This window comes from Photobacterium sp. AWH4_225, assembly GCF_056158405.1.
Genome location: NZ_JBSWTF010000001.1, coordinates 3,453,983 through 3,475,326, shown reverse-complemented (window position 1 = coordinate 3,475,326; position 21,344 = coordinate 3,453,983). Strand labels below are relative to the sequence as shown.

The window sequence follows — 21,344 nt, the reverse complement described above, 5'->3', positions numbered from 1 at the left end:
GCATTGCGGGGCACAAAAATGCTGTGCATCACTGCAAAGCTAGTTTTCAACATTGAATATGTAAAAAAAACAACCGGTCAGCTATGCTTTCTCAAGGCGCTTTCTACATATAGGGCGTCCCTTTCTATTGTTTCCCGGCTCCGGGATGACTTCATACTTACGGCATTGTTGATGACAGAGAAAAACCAAGGCACACCTGCGCCTGAAAGACTGCAGCCGAGCGGGCTGGTCCGGCGCTTTTTATCCCGTGACAAAACCCCTGTATCCGTCCTTTTCCTCTCCGCGCTGGTGGGCCTGGGAGCCGGGTTGCTGTCGACCTTGTTTGAGATTGCTGTGCATTGGGTGTCTGAGCAGCGAACAGAATGGTTGCGTCATGAAATCAGCAACATGCTGCCGTTATGGTTGTCGGCTTTCTTGATCAGCGCCTTGCTGGCCTTGGTGGGGTATTACCTGGTCCATCGTTTTGCTCCGGAGGCAGCCGGTTCGGGGATCCCGGAGATTGAAGGGGCGATGGATGACATCCGTCCGGTGCGCTGGTGGCGGGTGCTGCCGGTTAAGTTTATCGGTGGCCTAGGCGCATTGGGTTCAGGCATGGTGCTGGGCCGTGAGGGACCGTCGGTACAGATGGGCGGTAATATTGGCCGGATGGTGTCTGATCTGTTCCGGCTTAAAGATAAAGAAGGTCGCCATGCGCTGCTTGCCTCGGGGGCCGCAGGCGGTTTGGCCGCTGCGTTCAATGCCCCGTTGGCGGCTATCATGTTTGTGGTTGAGGAGATGCGCCCGCAGTTTCGCTATAGCCTGATCTCTATTAAGTGCGTGATGATTTCAGCCATAGTCGCCAATATCGTTTTTCGCAGTATCTCTGGTCAGCAGGCGGTGATCACCATGCCGCAGTATGATGCCCCGTTACTGCGGTCGCTATGGCTGTTCTTATTGCTCGGTATGGCATTCGGTATTTTCGGCGTGGTGTTCAATAAGCTGGTCACCATGGCCCAGGATATGTTTGCCCGTATCCACCGCAATGACCGCCGCCGCTATTTACTAACGGGGACGTTATTGGGGGGAAGCTTCGGTTTGCTTCTGTTATACGTTCCTGAAATGACCGGAGGGGGGATCAGTTTGATCCCAAGTGCGACCAATGGCGAGTATGGTATCAGCGTACTATTGATCCTCTTCTTGGCCCGTGTGGCGACCACCTTGCTGTGTTTCGGATCAGGGGCGCCCGGGGGGATCTTCGCGCCGATGTTGGCGTTGGGCACCTTGTTCGGTACTTTTTTTGGTGCCATTGCCCAGCAGTTGTTCCCTGAGCTTGGCCTGCAGCCAGGCATGTTCGCTATTGCCGGTATGGGGGCACTGTTTGCGGCCACAGTAAGGGCGCCGATCACCGGTATCTTGCTGGTGATCGAGATGACCGATAATTATGATTTGATCCTGCCATTGATTATTACAACCCTGGGGGCAACTATGCTGGCACAGGTACTTGGCGGTAAGCCAATTTACTCTCAGCTCTTGCATCGGACCATAGAAAAGGAAAAAATGGCAAACAGAGAGCAGTCTACGGTGGTCAATACTTGAACGAGATAGTCAGGTATTAGATAATCACAACCATGACCGAGAGTATTTGAGAGGTTTTTAATGAGCGATGCTAATCTGCCGCTGAATTTTTCTGATGTTGCAGCGAACAAAGTGAAAACGCTTATTGCCGAGGAAGAGAACCCGGAGCTGAAGCTACGTGTTTACATCACCGGCGGTGGTTGTAGTGGTTTCCAGTATGGCTTTACCTTCGATGAGAAAGTAAACGAAGGCGATACCACGATTGAAAAAAGCGGCGTCACACTGGTTGTTGACCCGATGAGCCTGCAATACCTGATCGGTGGCACGGTTGATTACACGGAAGGCCTGGAAGGTTCCCGCTTTTTCGTAAACAACCCGAACGCGACAACCACTTGTGGTTGTGGTGCATCGTTCAGCGTCTAATTGAGCTATCTCGGCAGCCAAACAGGTTGCCTGTGCATTGGCGAATAAACATTGGCGAATAAACGGACGAATAAAAAGCCGCTCCCGAAAGGGGGCGGCTTTTTTGTTGGCTGTGGCTGCTGGTAGGTACGTGTTAGGTACGGTTGCCAAGCAGTGGACTGTTGTCGGCAATAAACTGGCTGAAGTGGTTCAGCTGTGCCATACGTTCTTTGGCGAACTTCTGGAACTGGGTCTTTTCCTTGCCGCTGAGCGAGCGGGCCTGAGGCAGTTTTACCGTCCTCGGGTTTTTGTGTACCCCGTTGACCAAGAATTCATAGTGTAGGTGCGGGCCGGTAACTCGGCCGGTGCCACCCAGCGTACCGATTGTTTGTCCCTGCTTGACACGCTGGCCTGTTTTGACCTTGCGTTTAGTCAGGTGGAGATACTTGGTAATGTAGGTTGAGCTATGGCGAATGAAGACATAGTTACCGTTGAATTTGTTGTAGCTCGATTGCATGACCACACCGTCACCGGCTGCCCAAATCGGGGTACCGACCGGGGCTACGTAGTCAGTACCTCGGTGGGGACGGACCTGTCCGGTCACTGGGTGCAGGCGGCGCGGGTTGAAGTTCGAACTGACGTAACGGAAGTTGATCGGTGAGCGCAGGAATGCCTTGCGCATCGCCTGGCCTTTCTCATCATAATATTTGCCATCTTCACTGCGAATTGCCGTAAATGTCTGGCCCAAGTTACTAAAGGTGGCGGCCAGAATATTGCCACGACCGATAGGCTCGCCTTCAACCAGGCGCTCTTCAAATAATACAGAGAAGCTGTCACCAGCACGGATATCTAACGCGAAGTCGATATCCCAGCCGAAGATCCCGGCGATTTCCATGATTTGGTTTGCGGTCAGGCCGGCTTTATCTGCGGCATTCCAGAAACTCGAAGTGATCACAGCCTGGGCAAAGTTGAGTTGAAGGTCAACCTCTTTACTTTCCTTGTTCGAATAGAAGGTATCGGCAGTGCGGGTGATCACCAAGCTGTCGGTTGCGCTCTGTGGCTGGATCAACTGGACCAATTGGTTGTCTTCGTCAAAACCAAAGCGCAATTTGTCGCCCGGACGCAGGCTAGTTAAGGTTTTGGTGCCTTCATCGGCATTGACCAAGCGATAAAGGGTAGCAGGCGATAATCCAACCTTGTTGAATACCACCGCCAGGCTTTCGCCGGATTGCACTTCGTGCTCTTTCCACTTCAGGGCCGGAACCGCAGGCTTTTCATCACCCTCCATCGGTCGAAGCTGGTCGGTATCGAGAGATATTTCCAGCGGGTAGAGTTTGCCGATTTCGAATTTTCGCTCAGGGTGTCCACTGCTTTGTGAACTCGGCCATAATATTAACACCACGAGCAGCGAGCTGATCACGGTGATGAGAATTTGGTGCATCCTTGGCAACCGGCGGAGTATCGGTACTTGCATGTGGTGTTTTTTTGCGATTTCGTAAAAAATAAGACAACCCTTAGTCTAACTGGTTTCAAAAAACATCGCTATTCAAGTAAGATTGAGGATTATTACTTTTTTGCCAATTCTGTGGGAGCGAACAAGAATGGCCAGCATTGAACAAGCTTTAGCTGAAATTAAGCGTGGTGTGGATGAGCTGATTCCGGAAGAGGAGCTGATTGCCAAGCTAAAAGAGAACCGTCCTCTGCGAATCAAACTAGGTGCTGATCCAACTGCACCAGATATTCACCTAGGTCACACGGTGATCTTGAACAAACTGCGTACGTTCCAGGAGCTTGGCCATGACGTCACGTTCCTGATCGGTGATTTCACCGGTATGGTGGGTGACCCAACAGGTAAAAACACAACTCGCCCACCGCTAACACGCGAAGACGTTCTACGTAATGCAGAAACGTACAAAGAGCAGGTTTTCAAAATCCTAGATCCTGCCAAGACCAAGATTGAGTTCAACTCGAGCTGGCTGTCAGATCTGGGCGCAGAAGGCATGATTCGTCTGGCTGCAAACCAGACTGTTGCTCGTATGCTTGAGCGTGACGACTTCAAAAAGCGTTACAACGAAGGTCGCCCGATTGCGATCCACGAATTCATGTACCCGCTGCTTCAGGGCTATGACTCGGTAGCCATGGAGACCGATGTTGAGCTAGGCGGTACTGATCAGAAGTTCAACCTTCTGATGGGCCGTGAACTGCAGAAAGCCAATGGCCAGAAACCTCAGGTTGTTCTGACTATGCCACTGCTGGTTGGCCTAGACGGCGTGAAGAAGATGTCTAAGTCTGCCAACAACTACATTGGTGTGACTGACGTACCAAGCGAGATGTTCGGTAAAATCATGTCTATCTCTGACGATCTGATGTGGAACTACTTCGAATGTCTGTCTTTCCGTCCGCTGGAAGAAATCGATCAGTTTAAGTCTGATATTGCTGGTGGTCGTAACCCGCGTGATGTGAAAATCTTGTTGGCGAAAGAAATTATTGCCCGCTTCCACAGCGAAGCAGATGCCGATGCGGCCGAGCAAGAGTTCATTAACCGTTTCCAGAAAGGTGCGATGCCAGATGAAATGCCAGAGTTCGAATTCGAAGCCGGTATTGCGATTGGTAACCTACTGAAAGATGCGGGTCTGGTTAACTCAACCTCTGACGCGATGCGTATGATCCGCCAGGGTGCAGCGAAAATCGATGGCAACAAGATCGAAGATACTAAGCTGATCCCTGAAGCCGGTACTGCGGTTTTCCAGGTTGGTAAGCGCAAGTTCGCCCGTGTTACTTTGAAATAATCAAAGTCTTCACCCGCATGAAAAAAGGCGCCTCAGGCGCCTTTTTTGATCACACTGCCAATAGCCAAAAACCTATATGCTGTAGTCGTTACGCTGACTGTTGTCTTGGCTAAGGTATTCGATAAATTCCCACTCTATGCCATTGGGATCCCAGAAATACACCCGCTTGCGCCATGGGTGCGAGGTCTCCATCTCATTCTCTTTGTAGCCAGCTGCCAGCAGGCGGGCTCTAACCTCCAAAATATCTTCAGTCACCAAGCCGATATGGTTGATACCCGCATCTCGGTAGGGCGTGCGATCAACCGAGCTACGCTCGACGACCTCCTGCAGGGCAAGGTAGCTATGCTCAGTCCCGATATGGCACCAGCGGTAGCTATCGCCTTGGCCGCAATGGCGGACAGTAAATGCCGGTAGGGCGGTCTGGATGAACTCGATAGTATGGTCGATGTTGCCGACCGTGATGTTGGCGTGTTCCACGTAGGGGGTCATAGGCACCTCTTATTTATTAAGTAATGTTTTTTGTTTACTTAAGTGTAGGAGGTCGAGGATTTAAGTAAAGTTTTTTGTTTACTTAAAATGGCGAGGTTACAAAAAAACCGCCAGAGTGGCGGTTTTTGTGAAAAAGCATTATTGCTTGCATTTGAAAGTGTGAGATTGATTAGCCCCTCAGGGCAAACGTCGGCAGGGAAAGGTGCCAGCGTATTGCTGCCAGACGAATAGTCAATGTCGTAATAATGCCGGCCAGGGTCGCGACTGCAGTATCTACATTGGCTGACAGAGCCATAGTGTGAACAATACCGCCAAGGATACAGGCGGTGGCATACACCTCGGTACGCAGTACCATCGGGATTTCCCGTGCTAATACATCACGAATAACCCCACCGCCACAGCCGGTCATCACCCCCATGATCACTGCAACCATAGGAGTCGCACCAAAACGCAGGGCCTTCTCGACACCAATCGCCACGAAGACCGCAAGGCCAATGGCATCAGAGACCGGTAAGATCCACCAAGGCATCTGGCGTGGGCGGCGTATCGCCAGCATGCTGACTAGGCAGGTAATGAAAATCACCCATAAGTAATTGGTATCGGTGATCCAGAAAACAGGTGTCGCGCCAAGAGCCATATCGCGGATGGTTCCCCCTCCAATGGCGGTAACGCTGGCCAGCACCACAACCCCGAACGGGTCCATCCGGAGTCTGCCTGCCAGTAATACACCCGAAGCGGCAAACACGGCCGTTCCGAACATATCGAGAAGATAAATGAGCATTATGATACCTGCTGAGTCAGAGAATATAGGGCGATCGCGCAGATTGTACGACGAATAAACTGGCTGACAACTCGCTGCAATCGCTTTGTGAGGTGACTCACATTGATTGTTGATAGCCTGTTACAAGGGGCTTTGGCGAACTTGATCCAGGTACTGGCAGATTTCTTCAGCGGCCTTTATGGTGCGTGGTGTAGGCCGGTTTAACCAGTCTGATGTCACAGTAAAAATGTGCTGCCTTTCCACTGCGGGTAACTGCTGGCGCCACTTGTCCCACACCGATGGATCGGCGGCAGCATGCGAAGTACCGAAAATCACCTCTGGCTGGCGAACAATGACTTGCTCTTGTGAAACCTGCGGGTAGGCGGCAGCACTGTTGGCAAAGATGTTCTGCCCACCACAAACAGCAAAGACTTGGCTTGGCCAATTATCGCCGGCGACGGTGATTATCGGGCTGTTGCTGAGCTGGTAGAAGTAACTGACGGGCTGTTTTTCCTGGTGTGCCAGACGAAGGCTCTCTAGCCGCTGACGAAAGTCGTGGGCATTGTTTTGGGCTTGCTCGGGTGTGTCGGCAAACTGGCCGAGTTTCTCGAGGGTGGCCGCAATGTCTTCCAGTGATTTCGGGTTGGAATAAAATACCTTGAAGCCTAGTTGCTCCAGCCGGGTCATTTCGCGGGTCGGGTTTCCACCTTCCCAAGCTAGGATCAGATCCGGCTGCAGGGCAACAATGCGCTCCATTTTGATCCCGCGGTAGTTGGCGACACGCTCAAGGGATTTAGCCGCTTCCGGGTAGTCGCTGTAATCACTGGCAGCGATCAGTTTATCGCCGAGTCCTGCAGCATAGGCCATTTCGGTGGTGTGGGGCGAAAGGCTGATGATGGTTTTCACTGGCTGGGCAGAGGCAAAGAAGACTGGGAATAACAGCAGGCAGAGGGCAGCGAAACGCACTTAAACGGCTCCTTGTAGCATGAGTAGTAGTAGGCTTTGGACAATCACCCATGCCCATAGGCGCTGGTTGGCAAGGCGATTGATTTGACCTAGGTGGAAGGCCGCAGGCGCAATTCTGCCGCCGAGCTTTGGCCGTTCCATCTTGGTTTGGTCATAGATGGCCGGCCCGCCCAATGACAGCGATAGCTTGTGCCCGGCAGCGGCCAGAAGCCATCCGGGACCTGGAAGTAGCCAGCTTTCGCCCTGTTGCTTTAGCCCTTTTAGCGCGACCTGGGCGTTATGGCCAAGAGTCAGGACGAGGGCAAACAGACGCAATGGCACAATATCAATAATGGCGAGGGCGGTTGTGGCAGGCTGGCCAAAATGGCGGAACTGCTGCCGGGAGGGTGACCAGCAACGGCTGAGCTCAACGGCTAGGCGATATAAGAGCGCGCCGATCCCGCCACCAAGGGCATACCAGAACAACACACCTGCGACTAACCGGCCGTATCCGACCAGCATGGTTTCTGCGCCGGCCTTGCCGAGGCCAAGCAAAGAGAGGCTTTCGGTATGGCGGTTTATCTTGCTGGACAGCAGTGTTCGGCACTGCAATTTATCTTCTCGGCTGTAGGCTCGGACAAACTGCTTACTGAACTTGTGCATATTGCGCCAGTCCAGGGCAACCCATAGCAGTAGAAGGTGGAATGCAGTATCGATCCAGACCAGCTGGTAAAGGCAGATCAGTACAATAAGGACAGTGAGCCACAAGAGCGACCACGACAGCAGACCTGAAAGGCGTTTCTGTTGCGGGGCATCATTGGGTTTATTGACTTTTTGCGCGAGGCTTAAGGCCAATTGTCGCCAGATTTGTAGCGGGTGTAACTGGGAAGGTATCGGCAACAGCCATTGCAATGCCAGTGCACCCCACAAGGCAAGCAGGGTGCTGTTACCGGCGATATTTGCAATGGCGTCGGTCATCTTATTGGTTCAGCAGGTCAACCATCTTGGCAACCATAACCGATGAGCTCTGGGCTGCAACTGGCAGGAACTCTTCAAAGCTCATTGGCGACTCTTTGTCTGCCACGTCGGAAATGGCACGGACAACAACGAATGGTACGTTGAACTGGTGGCAAGCCTGGGCAATGGCTGCCGCTTCCATCTCAACCGCAATCACTGACGGGAAGTTGTCACGAATGAAGGTTTGTTTTTCTGCCGAGCACACGAAGGCATCGCCAGTACAGATCAGGCCGCGTACCGCGTGGGTATCACCCATGGTCGCCAGAGCCTGCTCGGCAACGTCCATCAGCTTGGCATCAGAAGCAAACGCCGCTGGCTGCTGGGCCATCTGGCCGATTTCGTAACCGAAAGCCGTTACGTCAGCATCGTGGTAACGCACTTCTGTTGAGATCACGACATCGCCAACATTCAGGCTGCTGTCGAAACCACCGGCAGAGCCTGTGTTCAGCACGACATCCGGCTGGAAGATTTCAAGCAGCACTGCACTGCCGACTGCCGCGGCTACTTTACCGATGCCTGACTGAAGCAGCACCACATCATGGCCGTTCAGTGTACCTGTGTAGAAAGTACAACCTGCTTTGTGATGCGTTTCGCAGTTAGCCAGTTGGTCTTTTAGGATGGCAACTTCTTGCTCCATCGCGCCGATAATGCCGATTTTCATCAATACAGTCTCTTGTTAGGTAACAAGCCCCCATAAAGGGGGCGTGGGAATGGGCAGATTGTAACATGGTGGGCGGCAACTTTGCCAAGTTGCCAGCCGGTTAGTTACACATCTATGAGCTATACATCTAGGAAGTCGAGGATACCGTCTGCGGCGCGGCGTCCTTCGTCAATGGCGGTGACGACCAGATCCGAGCCGCGGACGGCATCGCCACCGGCAAAGATCTTCGGGTTGGAGGTCTGGAAGGCAAAATCGCCACCCTCCGGGGCCTGAATGCGGCCCCATTGATCCAGCTCGACCCCGAACTCAGCCAGCCATGGCATCGCATGGGGCTGAAAGCCGAAAGCCATGATCACCGCATCGGCTGGCAGGATATGCTCGCTGCCCGGGACGGGCTCAGGGCGGCGGCGACCCGCCTCATCGGGCTCACCGAGGGCGGTCTTGACCATTTTAACCCCGCTGATTTGTCCATCGCTGCCAAGCTCCAGGCCTGTCGGCTGCAAGTTGAACTTGAATTTCACGCCCTCCTCTCGGGCATTTTTTACCTCACGCTTGGAGCCGGGCATGTTGGCTTCATCCCGCCGGTAGGCACAGATAACGCTGCCGGCACCCTGGCGAACCGAGGTGCGAACACAGTCCATCGCAGTATCACCACCGCCGAGTACCACCACATTCTTGCCTGCCATATCAATGAATGGCGGACTGTCATCGAGCCCCATCACCCGGTAGGTATTGGAGATCAAAAACGGCAGGGCATCGAACACCCCCGGGGCGTCTTCGTTCTCCAAGCCTGCACGCATGTTCTGGTAGGTGCCGACACCAAGGAAGACGGCATCAAATTCAGCTGTCAGCTCGGCCATTTGAATATCTTTGCCGACTTCGGTGTTGAGGCGGAACTCCACACCCATTTCGCTGAAGATCCGGCGGCGGTTGATCATGACTTCTTTTTCCAGCTTGAACGACGGGATCCCGAAGGTCAGCAGGCCGCCGATCTCTGGATAGCGGTCGAACACCACTGGCTTGACGCCGTTACGCACCAAGATATCTGCACAGGAGAGACCAGCAGGGCCAGCCCCGATGATGGCCACTTTCTTGTCGGTCCACTCGACATGGGACATGTCTGGTTTCCAGCCCATCTCGAAGGCCTTGTCGGTAATGTACTTCTCGACATTACCGATGGTGACGGCACCAAAGTCATCGTTAAGGGTACACGACCCCTCGCACAGGCGGTCTTGTGGGCAGACCCGGCCACAGACTTCCGGCAGGGTGTTGGTCTGGTGCGACAGCTCAACCGCTTCGATGATCCGTCCCTCGTTGGCGAGTTTGAGCCACTGGGGGATATAGTTGTGAACCGGGCACTTCCATTCACAATACGGGTTGCCGCAATCGAGGCAGCGGTCAGACTGGGCGCTGGCCTGTTGCTGGGTGAAAGGTTCGTAGATCTCGACAAACTCAATCTTGCGCACTTTCAGTGGCTTTTTGGGCGGGTCGATACGTGCAACATCGATAAACTGGTAAATATTCTGGCTCATCGGGTTCCCTCCCTATTGTGCTTGAATGCGCAGCTCAGCAGCTGAGCGACTCTGGTGGCCGAGCAAGGTATTCACATCGGCAGTTTTTGGTTTGGCCAGGTAAAAACGCGGGATCCACTGGTCGAACTCGGCCAGTATCTCCTGAGCCCGATCCGAGCCGGTCAGCTCGAGGTGCTGGTCAATCAGGCCGCGCAGATGCTCCTGGTGGATCTTGAGCTCAGATAGAGGCAGGGCCTCGACCAGCTCAGGGTTGACCCGTCCGGCAAAGTCGCCGTCTTCATCGAGGATGTAGGCAAAGCCCCCGGTCATCCCGGCGCCGAAGTTGACCCCGGTCTTGCCGAGAATGGCGACAATGCCCCCGGTCATGTATTCGCAGGCATTGTCACCCGCACCTTCGATAACGGCGATGGTGCCGGAGTTCCTGACCGCAAATCGCTCACCAGCTTTACCGGCGGCAAACAGCTTACCGCCCGTTGCGCCATAAAGGCAGGTGTTGCCGATAATGGTTGATTGGTTGGATTTGAAAGCCGAGCCAACTGGTGGGCGGATGACTATTTGCCCGCCAGTCATGCCTTTGCCGACATAGTCATTGGCATCGCCGGTCAAGAAGAGGTTAAGGCCTCCGGCATTCCATACCCCGAAAGATTGCCCGGCAGTACCGGTCAGGTGGAGGTTGACCGGTGTCGACGCCATCCCCTGGTTACCCCAACGCTTGGCGATTTCCCCCGATAGTCTTGCGCCTACCGAGCGGTCGGTATTACGGATGTTCTCGAAGATGTTTGCACCGCTACGCGCTTCGATAGCTGGCAGTGCCTGTTCGAGTAGGGCGGCATTGAGCGGTGCATTATCGAACGGACTATTGCTTTCGCTGCAGTACAAGGTTTTGCCTTCCAGAGGCTCGCTGGTCGCCAGTACCGGCGATAAATCCAGCTTGCTCTGTTTGGCGGTATAGCCTTCGATGACTTCGAGTAAGTCGGTACGGCCGATCAAGTCGGTGAGCTTTTCTACCCCGAGTTCTGCGAGCAGTTCTCGGACTTCCTCACCAAGGCCGATGAAGTAATTCATCACCTGCTCGGGTAATCCTTTAAAGAAATCGCGCCGCAGGGTTTCGTCCTGCGTTGCCACGCCCGTTGCACAGTTATTGAGGTGGCAGATCCGCAGGTATTTACACCCTAGTGCCACCATTGGCGCGGTACCGAAGCCAAAGCTCTCGGCGCCGAGTATAGCTGCTTTGACTACGTCCAAGCCGGTTTTGAGGCCACCGTCGACCTGGAGCCGGATCTTGTGGCGCAACCCATTGGCGACCAACGCCTGCTGAGTTTCGGCAAGTCCCAACTCCCAAGGGCTACCGGCATATTTGACCGAGGTAAGCGGGCTGGCACCGGTGCCGCCGTCGTAGCCAGAGATAGTAATGAGATCGGCATAGGCTTTGGCTACCCCGGTCGCAATGGTGCCGACGCCGGGCTCGGACACCAGTTTGACCGATACCATGGCAGTCGGGTTGACTTGCTTGAGATCGAAGATCAGCTGGGCCAGATCTTCAATCGAATATATATCGTGGTGAGGCGGTGGCGAGATCAGGGTAACGCCCGGTACCGCATAACGCAATTTGGCAATTTCGGTGGTGACTTTGTGGCCCGGAAGCTGTCCGCCTTCACCGGGCTTGGCCCCTTGCGCTACTTTGATTTGGATAACATCGGCGTTGACCAGGTAATGCGGGGTAACACCAAAGCGGCCCGAAGCGACCTGCTTGATGCGGGAGTTACGCTCGCTGTTGAAGCGGCGAGGATCTTCGCCGCCTTCGCCGGAGTTAGAAAATCCACCCAACCGATTCATGGCAATAGCAAGAGCCTCATGTGCCTCTGGACTCAGGGCACCGATAGACATTGCCGCGGAGTCAAACCGTTGGTAGAGCGCTGACGCTGGCTCGACCTTGTCGATGGCAATAGGCGTTTGATCCGAACTCAGTTTGAATAAATCACGGATCGCTGCGACAGGTCGCTCGTTAACTTGTTTGGCAAAAGCTTGGTAGTCGGCGTAGTCACCGGACTTGACCGCTTTTTGCAAGGTGCCGACCACGTCCGGGTTATAGGCATGGAACTCTCCGCCGTGGACGTACTTGAGCAAACCGCCATGCTCGATGGGTTTGCGCTTGAGCCACGCTCGACGGGAAAGGTTGAACAAGTCCTGCTGGAAATCGGCAAAGCCAGCACCCTGGATCCGGCTCGAGACACCACGGAAGCAGAGATCGACCACCTCGTCATCGAGCCCGACCGCTTCGAATAACATGGCGCAACGGTAGGAGGCGATGGTGGAGATCCCCATCTTGGACATGATCTTGTACAGACCCTTGTTGATGCCGTTGCGGAAGTTGAGCATCACTTCGCGGTACGGTTTAGTTATAGCGCCGCTATCAACAAGCTGGCCGAGGGTTTCATAGGCGAGATACGGATACACCGCAGTAGCACCGAAGCCAAGCAATACCGCAAACTGGTGCGGATCGCGTGCGGTGGCGGTTTCAATGATGATGTTGGCATCGCAGCGGAGCTGCTCGGCCACCAAGCGGTTCTGTACCGCCCCCACAGCCATGGCCGCAGGGATAGGAAGCTTGCCTGCATTAATGCCGCGGTCTGACAGCACAATAAGTACCGTACCACTGCGGACCAACCGCTCGGCCTGATCACAGATATCGATGATTGCCTGCTTGAGATCTTTCTCGTTAGGATCGAAGTTGATATCGATGATGCTGTTACGATAGTGCTGGTTATCGAGTTCCAGCAGCTGGACCAAGTCGGAGTAAAGCAGTACTGGCGAACCGAAGGCAACCCGGTAAGCGTGGCTGTCGGTTTCGCAGAACACGTTGATTTCACGACCGATACAGGTCGCCAGCGACATCACATGTTTTTCCCGCAACGGGTCTATCGGTGGGTTGGTGACCTGGGCAAACATCTGGCGGAAGTAATCGGTGACGGCCCGTTCTCGGGAAGAGAGTACCGCCATTGGCGCATCATCGCCCATCGAACCAGTCGCTTCCTGGCCGTTCTCGCCAATCACCCGCAGGACCTGATCGATTTCTTCACGGTTCATGGCAAACTGCTTCTGGCAGGTACCCAGCTCGGTGTCATCGAACGAGCGGTTGCCGACCTGTTCGTCGCCGAGCTCCTCGAAGGGTACTAGCCGTTTGACGTGACTGTCCATCCATTCTTTGTAAGGGTGGCGTCCCATCAAATCGTTATCAATGTCGGCAGAGTGCCAGATCTTGCCGAACTTGGTGTCGATCACCAGCAATTCACCCGGCCCGACGCGGCCTTTTTCAGCCACTTCATCAGGGGCATAATCCCAGATCCCGACTTCGGAAGCCAAGGTGATCAGCTTGTCCTTGGTGATGATATACCTTGCTGGTCGCAAACCGTTTCGGTCGAGGTTACAGGCGGCATAACGGCCATCGGACATCACGATACCGGCCGGCCCATCCCAAGGCTCCATGTGCATGGAGTTAAAATCATAGAAGGCCCGCAGCTCGGGCTCCATGTCCGGGTGGTTCTGCCACGCAGGCGGTACCAGCATTCTCATCGCGCGGAATAGATCCATGCCGCCGGAGAGGAATAGCTCGAGCATGTTGTCGAGACTCGAAGAGTCCGAGCCGGTCTCGTTGACAAACGGAGCAGCGGTTTGCAGATCTGGCAATAAGGGGGATGCAAATTTGTATGCCCGCGCCCGCGCCCACTGGCGGTTACCGGCAATGGTGTTGATCTCACCGTTGTGGGCAAGATAGCGGAACGGCTGGGCTAGCGGCCAGCGGGGCTGGGTATTGGTTGAAAAGCGCTGGTGGAACAGGCAAATCGATGACTCCAGCCGGATGTCTCCCAGATCCTGGTAGAAACGGGGTAGATCGGCTGGCATACACAGGCCTTTGTAAACGGTCACTTGGGTCGACAGGCTACAGATATAAAAGTCAGGGTCTGCGGTGATGCGTTTTTCGATCCTGCGCCTAGCAACATAGAGGCGGCGGTCAATATCCCTCGGCTTCCAGCCGGCAGGGGCGTTGATAAAAACCTGTTCGATATTGGGGAGAGTTTCGGTTGCGATTGGGCCAAGTACCTGAGGGTTGATCGGCACCGGACGCCAGCCAACCAATGACAGGGTTTCCTTGGCCAGCTCTTCGCTGATGATCGTGCGGGCCTGTTCGGCAAGCACCGGATCCTGGCTGAGGAACAGCATGCCAAGAGCAAATTCTCGCGACAGCTTCCAGCCGTTGTCTTCGGCCACGATGCGGTAGAAACTATCGGGTTTTTTCATTAGCAGCCCACAACCGTCACCTGTTTTGCCATCGGCAGCTATGCCGCCACGGTGGGTCATTCGGTCAAGGGCGGAAATCGCGGTCCGGACAAGTTTGTGGCTGGTTTCTCCTTCGATATGGGCAATTAACCCGAAACCACAGTTATCTTTATCCAGCATGGGGTTATACAGTGTCATTACAACTCTCCCTAGCATCTGCCTGAACAAGCAGAAATACTGCATCTTTTGACGGTCTTCCTGACCGTCGTTGACAACCTTCACGCGTACCACGGGTTGTTTCTTGTGATTATCGGGTGGCCGCTGAAGGTACCTTTTTGCTTCCAGCGACCTTTCAAGTTAACGGCTATTTACAGAAAGGTCAAATTATAAGCAATAAATTAACATCCACTGTAGGCACGGATAATGCAGTGATATAGAGGGAGTGTAGAGTGAATAATTATGGTGAGGTGGGCTTGTGAGGAATAAAAAACCGGCCTGAGGAGGCCGGTTTGGTTTAAGTTTTTCGAATCGGACAGGTAATTACCAGATTAGGCATTCGACAGCATTAGCGAGTCGGCCTTGGCTTCGAGGTTACTATCACCCATCAGATAGGCATCGATCTCGCGGGCACATTCACGGCCTTCGTTAATACAACGAACCACCAGTGATTGGCCGGTACGCATATCGCCAGCAGCAAATACACCTTGCTGGTTGGTGGCAAAACCTTGGGTTGCCACGTTGCCACGGTCATCGAGTTTAATGTCCAGCTGTGCTAGCACACCGGTTGGCTCTGGGTGCAGGAAGCCCATTGCCAAGAAGGCCATATCACACGGAATGATACGCTCAGAGCCTGCCACTTCGGTAAAGCCTGGGCGCTCACCTGCTTTTGCCTCTTCCCACTGGATGTCAGCAATACGCAGTGCTTTGACATTACCCGCTTCATCACCAATGAATTCCTTGGTCAGGATATTCCAGTGACGTTCACACCCTTCCTCATGGGAGGTCGAGGTTTTCATGATCATCGGATAAGAAGGCCATGGCTGGTTGGCCGGGCGCTTTTCAGGCGGGATCGGCATGATCTCAACCTGGGTAATGCTCTCTGCACCGTGGCGGTTGGATGTACCTACACAGTCAGAGCCGGTATCACCACCACCGATCACCACTACATGCTTGCCTTTGGCGTGGATCTCTTCGGTTTTCAAATCCATGTCATTGGCACGGCGGTTGTTCTGGGCAAGGAACTCCATGGCGAAGTGCACGCCTTTGAGTTCACGGCCTGGGATAGGCAGGTTGCGAGGAACTGTCGAGCCACCGGTCAGCAAGACGACATCAAAGTCCTGGCGCAACTGCTGGGCATTGATGTTGACACCAACATGGGCGTTCACTTCGAACTTGATCCCTGCATCGGCCATCAGGTTGATCTTGCGATCGATAATGTCCATGCCCAGTTTGAAATCAGGGATCCCGAAACGCAATAGGCCACCCACTTTCTCATCACGCTCGAACACCGTCACACAGTGACCGGCACTGTTGAGTTGCTCGGCTGCCGCCAGGCCCGCAGGGCCCGAGCCGATGATCGCGACCGTTTTACCGGTACGCGAACGCGGTGTCTTCGGTTTGGCGTACCCTTCGCGGTACGCCGTTTCGACAATGGTCTTCTCGATATTACAAATCGTGATTGGGTCTTGGTTGATCCCCAGTACACAGCCACTTTCACAAGGGGCTGGGCAAACACGGCCGGTAAATTCCGGGAAGTTGTTGGTCGAGCTCAGGATATTCCACGCCTCTTCCCAGCTGTCACGGTACACCGCGTCATTGAATTCCGGGATGATGTTACCGATCGGGCAGGAGTTGTGGCAAAACGGCACGCCACAGTCCATGCAGCGCGATGCCTGCGTGTTGATCTTGTCGCCGAACTCCTCGTTGAGAACAAACTCCTTGTTGTCCTGGATACGGACGCTCGGATCCAGCTTCTTTGGCAGCTCGCGGCCAAACTCTAAAAATCCAGTAGGCTTACCCATTGACGGCCTCCAACTCTTCCTTGTTTTGTGCTTCTGCCTTACGCTTCTGTAGTACTGCCTTGTAATCCCTTGGCATTACTTTCACCATCTTCTCGAGGTTGGCCTCGAAGTTAGACAGGAAGGTTTCTGCCACAGTACTGCCAGTCAGCTCGACGTGCTTGGTTAGCATATCGTGCAGCAGATCCTTGTCTTCCTGCTCGATTGGGTCGAGGTCGACCAGCTCAGGGTTGAGCTTGGTGTCGAAGTCTTCGAACTGATCCCAAACATACGCCACACCGCCACTCATTCCGGCTGCGAAGTTACGGCCTGTTTGGCCTAGAATAACGGCCACACCGCCAGTCATGTATTCACAGCCGTGGTCACCCACGCCCTCAACGACGACCTTGGCACCCGAGTTACGGACACAGAAGCGCTCGCCGGCCATACCGCGGATGTAGGATTCACCCGAGGTGGCACCGTAGAAACAGACGTTACCGACAACGATGTTGTCTTCCGGGATGATGTCAGATTTGGCATCTGGGTAGAGTACCAGCGTACCGCCTGACAGGCCTTTGCCCCAGTAGTCGTTGGCATCGCCTTCGACTTCGAACTTGACGTTTTTGGCCAGGAAGGCACCGAAGCTCTGGCCGGCAGAGCCGTTGAACTTAACGTTCATTGGCTGAGGCAAGCCCTTGTCTTTGTAAATTTTGGAGATTTCGTTCGACAGCATGGTACCGGCACTGCGGTCGGTGTTGATGATGTCAAACTCGGCATCTACCTGCTTGCCTTCGTAAAGGGCAGGGGCCGCGGCTTCAATCAGCTTGCGATCCAATACCTCTTCGAGGTTGTGGTTCTGCTCACGCTGGTTGTACACGCCGTCTTCGTCACGGGCTGGCTCGATGAACAGTACCGGACTTAGATCCAGGTTCTTGTACTTCCAGTGGCCAATGTTGTCGCGGATTTTCAGTTTGTGTGACTGGCCAACCATCTCATCGATAGTACGGAAGCCTAGCTCTGCCATGATTTCACGTAGGCCTTCAGCCATGTACTGGAAGAAGGTCACGACATCTTCTACGCGGCCGTCGAAACGCTCACGTAGGGTCTTGTTCTGGGTCGCGATACCCACTGGGCAAGTGTTCTTGTGGCACTTACGCATCATGATACAACCTTCAACCACCAAGGCTGCGGTTGCCACGCCCCATTCTTCGGCACCTAGCAAGGTTGCGACAGCAAGGTCACGCGGAGTCTTCATCTGACCATCGGTCTGGACTACGATACGGTTACGCAGGCCGTTCTTCAGTAGGGTCTGGTGGGTTTCGGCCAAGCCAAGCTCCCACGGTAGACCTGTGTGGCGAATAGATGACATTGGTGATGCACCGGTACCGCCATCGAAGCCCGCAATTAGCACGACATCTGCTTTCGCTTTAGCTACACCAGAGGCAATCGTACCGACACCGGCTTCCGATACCAGCTTAACGTTGACGCGGCCGGCACGGTTGGCATTCTTCAGATCGTAGATCAGCTGCGCCAAGTCCTCGATAGAATAGATATCGTGGTGTGGCGGTGGTGAAATCAAACCGACGCCCGGAGTTGAGTGACGGGTAGCACCGATCCAGTCATCGACCTTATCACCCGGTAGCTGACCACCTTCACCCGGCTTGGCACCCTGTGCCATCTTGATCTGAATTTCATCAGAGTTGGTCAGGTAGTATGAGGTAACACCGAAGCGGCCAGATGCGACCTGCTTGATTGCTGAGCGTTCCCAGTCGCCGTTGTCTTTCTTCTCGAAACGGGCAGGGTCTTCACCGCCTTCACCGGAGTTGGATTTAGCACCGATGCGGTTCATCGCGACAGCAAGCGTCGAGTGGGCTTCGTACGAGATAGAGCCGAAGCTCATTGCACCGGTCGCAAAGCGCTTGAGGATGCTCTCGATTGGCTCAACGTCTGCCAGTGGGATTGAACCGGCTGGGTTTTTGATGAACTCTAGCTGGCTACGCAGGGTCGCTGCGTTATCGCCCTGCGCATCAACGGCGTTGGCGTACTCTTTGAACTGGGCAAAGTCCTTGTTACGGGTTGATTGCTGCAGCAGCGAGATAGTTTCTGGGTTGAATAGGTGCTTTTCACCACGCTGTTTCCACTGGTAGACACCGCCGACATCCAACATCTGAATTGGCACTTCGCGGGTTGGGTAACCTAGGCGGTGACGAACCAATACTTCTTTAGCAATGTCATCGATGGTCAGACCCTGGATACGGGAAACCGTACCGGTGAAGTATTTATCAACCACAGACTTGCTGATACCAAGGGCTTCGAAGATCTGGGCGCCGTGGTAAGACTGCAGGGTCGAGATCCCCATCTTGGAGAAGATCTTCAGCAGGCCGCCGTTCACACCCTTACGGTAGTTGTTGAACAGCTCTTCGGTCGGTACTTCCGGATCCAGCTTGCGCTTGCGTTGCAGGTCAACAATGGTTTCAGTCACCAAATATGGGTTAACCGCATTGGCACCGTAGCCTACAAGAGTTGCAAAGTGGTGGGTTTCGCGGGCATCACCGGTTTCAACCACGATGTCACACTTGGCACGCAGGCCTTTGCGGATCAGGTGGTGGTGAACAGCGCCGACGGCCAGCATCGCCGGGATAGCGGCATGGTTGGAGTTCACGGCACGGTCGGTCAGGATGATGATCGAGTAACCGTCGATAACTGCATCTTCCGAGTACTGGCAGATACGCTTAAGAGCACGCTCTAGCTTGCCGTCTTCGCCGCTGGCACGGAACACGATATCCAGTGTCTTGGCCTGCAGGTACTCGTTATCGATAGCACGCAGTTTTTCCAGCTCAGCATTGCTCAGTACTGGTGATTCGATTTCCACCTTCTGGCAGTGCTCAGGCGTTTCTGCCAGCAGGTTGTGGTCTTTACCTAGGTAGGTATTGAGTGACATCACCATACGCTCGCGGATCGGGTCGATCGGCGGGTTGGTCACCTGGGCAAATAGCTGCTTGAAGTAGTTCGACAGGTGCTGAGACTGGTGCGACAGCACAGCCAGCGGCCAGTCGGCACCCATGGCGCTCAGTGGCTCGTAACCGGTTTTCGCCAGCGGCACAATGATATCGTTGACTTCTTCCGAGCTCATGCCAAAGGCTTGCTGGTGGTGCAGCAGACGTTCTGGCGTTGGCTGGTGGTGCATGTTGTCCGCTTCAGGCAGGCTCTTCAATGTCAGCAGGTTGTCTTTGACCCACTGCTCATAAGGCTGGGCTGAGGCGATAGTGTCTTTAACTTCTTCGTCGGAGATGATGCGACCTTGCTCTAGATCGGCAACGAAGATACGGCCCGGTTGCAGGCGGCCACGGAACTGGACGTTCTCCGGCTCGATCTCCACCACACCGGATTCCGAAGCCATGACCAGGAAGTCATCCTTGGTCACTGTGTAGCGCGATGGGCGCAGGCCGTTACGGTCAAGGGTTGCACCAACCTGAACACCGTCGGTGAAACACACCGAGGCAGGACCGTCCCAAGGTTCCATGACGTTGGCATGGTACTGGTAGAAAGCACGGCGCTTTGGATCCATGTTCTTGTTTTCTTGCCAAGCCTCAGGGATCAGCATCATTAGCGCATGCGGCAGGCTACGGCCTGACAGCACCAGCAGCTCCAACGCCATATCGAAGTTGGATGAATCCGAACTGCCTTCCTGACAGATAGGCAGCAGCATATCGATTTCTTGCTGGCTGAATAGCTCAGACTCTAGGATCGCTTCACGGGCTTTCATCCAGTTCAGGTTACCGCGCACGGTGTTGATTTCACCGTTGTGGGCGATGTAACGGAAAGGCTGGGCCAGGCGCCATTTCGGGAAGGTGTTGGTCGAGAAGCGGGAGTGAACCAGCGCCAGTGCCGTCACCATCGATGGGTTCTGTAGATCAAGGAAGTACTGAGGTACCTGTTCAGTGGTTAGCTGCCCCTTGTACACCAATGTCTTGTATGACAGAGAGTTAATATAGAAGTCATCACCGATATTGGAGATGCTTTCCAGGCAGACACGAACCGTGTAGTTACGCAGAACATAAAGCTTACGCTCAAGTTCAGCCGGCTCCATGCTGGTACCGCCGGTAATAAAGACGTGCTCGAACTGAGGCTCGGTACTTAGCGGATCATCGCCAATCATTGAGTTGTCGACGGGCAGCACACGGTAGCCAATGACTTCTAGGTCAAGTCGTTTGGCATTGCGCTCAAGGATGTCACGGCACTGCTGACGTTTGTACTCGTCTTTAGGGAAAAGTACCACACCCACACCGTATTGCTCGAAAGACGGTAGGCGGATACCTTGTTTGACGGTTTCTTCCAGCAGGAATTCATGCGGTTTCTGTAGCAAGATACCTGCACCGTCACCACTGCACGGGTCACAGCCCTGGCCGCCACGGTGTTCCATCCGAGCTAGCATATCAAGGGCTTGGGTGACAATTTCGTGGGATTTACGGTTCTTCAGGTGGGCCACAAAGCCGATACCACAGGCATCGTGCTCCATTTCAGGCACATAAAGTCCCTGAGCATTCAGCTCTTGATCTGTCATAGATACTTCCTTCCAGTTTCAACAGGTACCAATCCTGGTACCTGAGTTATCCCTAATTTTGGTTATGCATCCTTCACGGCCCATGGTGGACTCCTGTCCGGCCATGTCGGATGGGTTTGCTGTGGGATGATGTAGTCAATCAATAGCAAACTTCATTCTGTAGCACCTGTGCTCTGGTATGCAAAAGCGCTGCAGTTTTGAGGGGAAGCAACATAAACCACTAAATATTCGTCTGGTTTAGTTACTTTTATTGTTCATAAATTGCACACAGCTGTAACTATCCTACAATTTTGATTGATTAATTACCAACAAAAAATATCCCCACCCTGTAACATCTCGGCATCACTATGAATTAA

13 protein-coding genes are annotated in these 21,344 nt (G+C 53.9%); 3 read left to right on the top strand and 10 right to left on the bottom strand.

Annotated features, from left to right (window positions below):
• The first annotated feature begins 171 nt into the window (after window positions 1–171).
• Together clcA and erpA are read left to right on the top strand one after the other, a co-directional pair.
• Window positions 172–1,575, top strand: coding sequence for a H(+)/Cl(-) exchange transporter ClcA (gene clcA, locus ACXAD4_RS16105; RefSeq protein ID WP_475242650.1), 1,404 nt, complete (start codon window positions 172–174; stop codon window positions 1,573–1,575).
• Between the two features lie 60 nt (window positions 1,576–1,635).
• Window positions 1,636–1,977 carry an iron-sulfur cluster insertion protein ErpA gene (gene erpA / locus ACXAD4_RS16100; protein WP_107301349.1) on the top strand — a complete coding sequence of 114 codons (342 nt, stop codon included), beginning with the start codon at window positions 1,636–1,638 and terminating at the stop codon, window positions 1,975–1,977.
• Window positions 1,978–2,110: 133 nt separating this feature from the next.
• Here the strand turns inward: erpA and ACXAD4_RS16095 are convergent, their stop codons facing one another.
• On the bottom strand, window positions 2,111–3,430 hold the full coding sequence (locus ACXAD4_RS16095; protein ID WP_475242649.1) for a peptidoglycan DD-metalloendopeptidase family protein: 1,320 nt from the start codon (window positions 3,428–3,430) through the stop codon (window positions 2,111–2,113).
• Window positions 3,431–3,557: 127 nt separating this feature from the next.
• Between ACXAD4_RS16095 and tyrS the strand changes: the two genes are divergently transcribed.
• The gene (gene tyrS / locus ACXAD4_RS16090) at window positions 3,558–4,745 is read left to right on the top strand and encodes a tyrosine--tRNA ligase (RefSeq protein ID WP_475242648.1); all 1,188 of its coding nucleotides are present in this window, start codon (window positions 3,558–3,560) and stop codon (window positions 4,743–4,745) included.
• A 72-nt stretch (window positions 4,746–4,817) separates the two neighbouring features.
• Here tyrS and ACXAD4_RS16085 read toward each other — a convergent pair whose 3' ends face one another.
• The 9 genes from ACXAD4_RS16085 to gltB (ACXAD4_RS16045) form a co-directional block, all read right to left on the bottom strand.
• The gene (locus ACXAD4_RS16085) at window positions 4,818–5,234 is read right to left on the bottom strand and encodes a VOC family protein (RefSeq protein ID WP_475242647.1); all 417 of its coding nucleotides are present in this window, start codon (window positions 5,232–5,234) and stop codon (window positions 4,818–4,820) included.
• A 169-nt stretch (window positions 5,235–5,403) separates the two neighbouring features.
• Window positions 5,404–6,015 (bottom strand): TRIC cation channel family protein, encoded by a 612-nt coding sequence (locus ACXAD4_RS16080; RefSeq protein ID WP_475242646.1) that lies wholly within the window; start codon window positions 6,013–6,015, stop codon window positions 5,404–5,406.
• A gap of 120 nt (window positions 6,016–6,135) precedes the next feature.
• On the bottom strand, window positions 6,136–6,960 hold the full coding sequence (btuF, locus tag ACXAD4_RS16075; RefSeq protein ID WP_475242645.1) for a vitamin B12 ABC transporter substrate-binding protein BtuF: 825 nt from the start codon (window positions 6,958–6,960) through the stop codon (window positions 6,136–6,138).
• Window positions 6,961–7,917 carry a cobalamin biosynthesis family protein gene (locus ACXAD4_RS16070; protein WP_475242644.1) on the bottom strand — a complete coding sequence of 319 codons (957 nt, stop codon included), beginning with the start codon at window positions 7,915–7,917 and terminating at the stop codon, window positions 6,961–6,963.
• A 1-nt stretch (window position 7,918) separates the two neighbouring features.
• A complete protein-coding gene (gene mtnN / locus ACXAD4_RS16065) occupies window positions 7,919–8,617 on the bottom strand; it encodes a 5'-methylthioadenosine/S-adenosylhomocysteine nucleosidase (RefSeq protein ID WP_475242643.1) in 699 nt (232 codons plus the stop codon).
• Window positions 8,618–8,736: 119 nt separating this feature from the next.
• Window positions 8,737–10,149, bottom strand: a complete 1,413-nt coding sequence (locus tag ACXAD4_RS16060; protein WP_475242642.1) for an FAD-dependent oxidoreductase — start codon at window positions 10,147–10,149, stop codon at window positions 8,737–8,739.
• Window positions 10,150–10,161: 12 nt separating this feature from the next.
• Window positions 10,162–14,625 carry a glutamate synthase large subunit gene (gene gltB, locus ACXAD4_RS16055; RefSeq protein WP_475242640.1) on the bottom strand — a complete coding sequence of 1,488 codons (4,464 nt, stop codon included), beginning with the start codon at window positions 14,623–14,625 and terminating at the stop codon, window positions 10,162–10,164.
• Between the two features lie 350 nt (window positions 14,626–14,975).
• Window positions 14,976–16,448, bottom strand: a complete 1,473-nt coding sequence (locus ACXAD4_RS16050; protein WP_317524477.1) for a glutamate synthase subunit beta — start codon at window positions 16,446–16,448, stop codon at window positions 14,976–14,978.
• Complete coding sequence (gene gltB, locus ACXAD4_RS16045; protein ID WP_475242639.1) at window positions 16,441–20,988, bottom strand: glutamate synthase large subunit; 4,548 nt, start codon at window positions 20,986–20,988, stop codon at window positions 16,441–16,443. The genes ACXAD4_RS16050 and gltB (ACXAD4_RS16045) overlap by 8 nt, the downstream gene beginning before the upstream one ends.
• Window positions 20,989–21,344 lie beyond the last annotated feature (356 nt).

Excerpts from the sequence above, each read along its gene's own strand:
- clcA (WP_475242650.1), top strand. The coding sequence starts at position 172 with ATGACAGAGAAAAACCAAGGCACACCTGCGCCTGAAAGACTGCAGCCG.
- erpA (WP_107301349.1), top strand. The coding sequence starts at position 1,636 with ATGAGCGATGCTAATCTGCCGCTGAATTTTTCTGATGTTGCAGCGAAC.
- ACXAD4_RS16095 (WP_475242649.1), bottom strand. The coding sequence starts at position 3,430 with ATGCAAGTACCGATACTCCGCCGGTTGCCAAGGATGCACCAAATTCTC.
- tyrS (WP_475242648.1), top strand. The coding sequence starts at position 3,558 with ATGGCCAGCATTGAACAAGCTTTAGCTGAAATTAAGCGTGGTGTGGAT.
- ACXAD4_RS16085 (WP_475242647.1), bottom strand. The coding sequence starts at position 5,234 with ATGACCCCCTACGTGGAACACGCCAACATCACGGTCGGCAACATCGAC.
- ACXAD4_RS16080 (WP_475242646.1), bottom strand. The coding sequence starts at position 6,015 with ATGCTCATTTATCTTCTCGATATGTTCGGAACGGCCGTGTTTGCCGCT.
- ACXAD4_RS16070 (WP_475242644.1), bottom strand. The coding sequence starts at position 7,917 with ATGACCGACGCCATTGCAAATATCGCCGGTAACAGCACCCTGCTTGCC.
- mtnN (WP_475242643.1), bottom strand. The coding sequence starts at position 8,617 with ATGAAAATCGGCATTATCGGCGCGATGGAGCAAGAAGTTGCCATCCTA.
- ACXAD4_RS16060 (WP_475242642.1), bottom strand. The coding sequence starts at position 10,149 with ATGAGCCAGAATATTTACCAGTTTATCGATGTTGCACGTATCGACCCG.
- gltB (WP_475242640.1), bottom strand. The coding sequence starts at position 14,625 with ATGACACTGTATAACCCCATGCTGGATAAAGATAACTGTGGTTTCGGG.
- ACXAD4_RS16050 (WP_317524477.1), bottom strand. The coding sequence starts at position 16,448 with ATGGGTAAGCCTACTGGATTTTTAGAGTTTGGCCGCGAGCTGCCAAAG.
- gltB (WP_475242639.1), bottom strand. The coding sequence starts at position 20,988 with ATGACAGATCAAGAGCTGAATGCTCAGGGACTTTATGTGCCTGAAATG.